The organism is Vibrio sp. 10N.261.46.A3, from assembly GCF_041472995.1.
Taxonomy (GTDB): Bacteria; Pseudomonadota; Gammaproteobacteria; order Enterobacterales; family Vibrionaceae; genus Vibrio; species Vibrio coralliirubri.
Map to the genome: position 1 here is coordinate 1 of NZ_JBFRRH010000139.1, position 2,936 is coordinate 2,936.

Genomic DNA, 2,936 nt, shown 5'->3' on the forward strand with positions numbered 1-2,936 from the left:
AAAAAAGGGGAGCTGATGCTCCCCTTTCGGTTTTTATAGTTCTAGATGTTGTGGTCTGACGGTTTTGATTTAACCGCTCAGGTTTAACAACTCGGCTTACACGGTTTGTGCTAGCTTGCTGCTCTTACTCGACCTTGTTGATTTAGTTCCATTGAATTACGCAACAAAGCCCATTTTACTTTAAACGTGATTATTTAGCTGGACGCCAAACACCATACTGATCTTTCTGATAAGATACTTCTGGATTATCACCACCTTGCACCCACCAATGAGCCTTCCACTCACGACCCGAATAACTAACAACGTCACCAGAGTTGTAAGTTTCACTAGGGTCCCAAGAGTTGACCAAAATTCCACCAGAAACCTTATACGTTACAGTAGATCCTTCAGGTCCCCATATCTTGTTTCGGTAGCTGCTTCCAGCAATAACCTGAGGTTTACTTCCTGTTTGGGTTGTAACTTCACCAGCATAGATGTTTGGCAAGTTAGCATTGTTAATATCAAGAGCTATATCATCTTGGTACCCATAACTAGAAGGGTTTGTTCTATATATGGTTTCAATTATGTGTTCCTTACCTGTAGTTTCAGTAATTGTTGTTGTAACGATCTGCCCAACTACTGGTGTTGAATCAAGAGAGATGGTGCTAAGTTTTGTTAATTCAAAAGGCTTTAGTGAAAATGAAACCTCAGTACCTTCAGGCCCGTAAACATCGTTTCTGTAACTACTACCATTAACGACAGATACGCTAGCATCACTTCGAAGCTCCCCAGCTTTAACTCCGGGAATTTGCATTGCATTAATCCCTTTTGCAACCGAACCAGGCCAACCATAGCTTTCGGCTGGGTTAATGAAAACCGTTTCGAGCTGATAAGCCTCCCCATCAGGAGTCGTAATATTAGTAACGACAATGTCGTTACCATTAGGCGTTGGCCCTTCGATGTCAGCCAACTTATGTAACTGGCCGTCGAGTAAATCAAATTTAACGGTTGTTCCTTCTATGCCCCACACCTTATTTCTATAAGAACTGCCTCCAACGACCTCAATAGAGCCATCGTTTTTCATCTCGCCAGCATTAACATTTGAGATACCTGAACGATTGATGTTTCGGGCTACATCATCAGGCCATGTATAGTTATCTTGATCCTTAGAATAATAGGTCTTAACTTTAGTTACAGATCCATCTGGTGTAGTTATTGAAGCAATCACTTCTTGATTAGACTTTGGTGTAGGACCGTAAATTCCAGACACCTTAACAATGTCAACTTCAGTGGGAATCGAATCATTAAGAGCATCACATTCCGCCTGGGTTTCAATATTAACACCACAGCTAGATATTAAATCGCTCATATCAAAACGTTGACTAACTACTTCATAACCGAGACCTTCACGAGCTGCATTTAACAGGAGGCCCTCATCATGATCAGCCATCCATACAAAGGTCCCTCCTAGCTTATTCTCTTTAGCATATTGAGATTTCGCATAAACAGTACGGGGCGTATCAATACTTACAAACATATCGTTATTTTCATTATAAAAGAAATCAGCATTTGACTCTTTATCGGTAAATAACTGATAACCATTTTTCCCTGTGAGAGGCTTACCTTCACTAATAGACACGTAATTCGCAAAAAGGTCATTAGCTGTAGTAACTGCCGCTTCAAAAGTGCCTAAAGTATTTGATTGTGGAGAAAACTCACCTTTCAATGGGCTTGGTTCTAAATCACCTTTAACTATCGCATTTCGACTGTAAGCAGCATAACCAATTTCAATTGCAGTGGATGGTACATCTAAATCTTTAATCATATACTGAATAGCTTTATCTGCCGACCACTTATCAGTATCTGATGAATACAAGTTTGTATGATGATTTAATTCTACATCCCATTGCCCAAAGAAATCGTATGTCATCAGGTGAATACTATCGACACCTGATTCAACAAGCCCTTTAAGGCCAGCAGCCTCTAATTTATCCGTTGGAGCACCGGAAGCTATTGCAATAGCTACATCTTCACGGCCAATGTCATCCAAACTCTTACGTAACTGTGCAATAAACTCTTTGTAATTTCTAGCATCATTAACTGGGTCGAAAATATTTTGTTCCGCTCCCTTAATGCCTGGGTATTCCCAGTCAATATCTAACTGACCAATAAACGGGTATGCTGTAACAAAACTGATAAGACTATTAACTAGAACGTCACGATTTTCTGGTTTAACAGCGTCAGATACAGCATTGGATAAAGACCACCCAAATACACTAACACCAACCCTAGTCCCTTTTTCTTCATGAAGCTTCTTCATAACACCAAGTAGCCCATTGGGGTTTGGTGACTTCCAAGTAAGACCCTCTTGCCATGACTGTCCCACGCTTGAGAACGCTTTCCCGAAATCAGCATAAGGGTCAGTTGGAGCTAACTCAAACTTCTCTAAGCCATATTCTGCACAACTAGTTTTAATTCCATCAACACCGCTTGTAATTGTTGGGTCACCAACCTCCGTTCCGCACATACCAAAAAAAGAGAGCAAGACAGTATCATATTTAGCTAACTCATCAATGTTAGGCTCATAGCCTTGTTCGTAGTGGGCCCAATTAGACAGATAAGCAGTGACTGGTAACTTATCTGAATTGCTTGTTAAATTGTAAGAGTTTGAGTATTTAGCATTATTGCTAGAATTAATTTTATAGTTAGATAACCCTTCATTGGAAGCATTTGCAGTGCAAACTGCCCCTGCCATAGCTAGGAACAAGGTTGATTTCATAAATTTTCTTTTCATTCTGTACTCGTCATTATTTACTAAATACGCATCTTCCTTAAAGCGTAGAAAATATCCATAGTGATAAATCATAACTTTAATTATGGTCCTCCGCCACATGGAACCGCTGTTTTTTCAAGGTAGTTGTCATCATTTGCTTGCTTATTAAGCAGCTTCTCTTTCT

1 protein-coding gene is annotated in these 2,936 nt (G+C 40.0%); it reads right to left on the bottom strand.

What is annotated here, in order from left to right; all coding sequences use genetic code 11:
- Window positions 1-190: 190 nt before the first annotated feature.
- Window positions 191-2,773, bottom strand: a complete 2,583-nt coding sequence (locus AB4484_RS24830) for a glycosyl hydrolase family 18 protein (protein ID WP_372080855.1) — start codon at window positions 2,771-2,773, stop codon at window positions 191-193.
- Between the last annotated feature and the right edge of the window lie 163 nt (window positions 2,774-2,936).

Excerpts from the sequence above, each read along its gene's own strand:
- AB4484_RS24830 (WP_372080855.1), bottom strand. The coding sequence starts at position 2,773 with ATGAAAAGAAAATTTATGAAATCAACCTTGTTCCTAGCTATGGCAGGG.